Source organism: Gilliamella sp. HK2 (genome assembly GCF_001690265.1).
Lineage (GTDB): Bacteria > Pseudomonadota > Gammaproteobacteria > Enterobacterales > Orbaceae > Gilliamella > Gilliamella apicola_C.
The window spans coordinates 1-685 of sequence record NZ_LZGV01000049.1 but is presented as its reverse complement, the minus strand read 5'-3'; the positions used below and the strand labels follow the sequence as shown (position 1 = coordinate 685).

General features: G+C 41.0%; 1 protein-coding gene and 1 pseudogene. Both read left to right on the top strand.

All coding sequences use genetic code 11. From position 1 onward, the window contains the following. Positions 1-198, top strand: a pseudogene (locus tag A9G45_RS04410) (transposase); the annotation flags it as partial. Between the two features lie 46 nt (positions 199-244). Continuing rightward, the coding region (locus A9G45_RS04405) for an IS3 family transposase (protein WP_141673598.1) at positions 245-685 on the top strand (441 nt) is incomplete at its 3' end.

Genomic DNA, 685 nt, shown 5'->3' with positions numbered 1-685 from the left:
CTGAACATCAAATCGTAGCTATTTTAAAAGAAGCTGAAGCAGGTATTCCTGTCAAGGAACTCTGTCGTAAATATGGCATGGGTAATTCAACTTTTTATAAATGGCGGGAAAAATATGGCGGTATGGAAACGTCGGATATCAAACGCTTAAAGGAGCTTGAGGCTGAAAACCGCAAGCTTAAGCAGATGTTTGCCGAACTGAGCTTAAAATCCCAGCTTCAGGAAGAAATCATAAAAAAGCTTTAGTGCCAACTGGGGCACGTAAAACGTGGGCACAGCAACTACAACAAAATCATTCGGTTACTATTGCTATGAGTTGTGCCATTGTTGGCTTAAGCCGCTGTGCTTACTATTATCAAGCTAAGTTACAGGATGATTCGATGATTGTTTCGGTGTTGAATGCTATCACAGACCGGCATTTACGCTGGGGCTTTCCTAAATGTTTTCATCGTATCAGAAAGCTCGGCTATCAATGGAATCATAAACGGATATATCGGGTGTATTGTGAATTAAAGCTTAATCTCAGGGTAAAGCGTAAAAAACGCATTCCTCCACGATGTCCGGAAAGGTTATTAGTCCCCAATAAACAAGGTGAATGTTGGTCAATGGATTTTATGAGTGACAGTAGTCGTAATCAACGTCGCTTTAGGACATTCAATGTCATCGATGACTTTAATCGTGAGGCG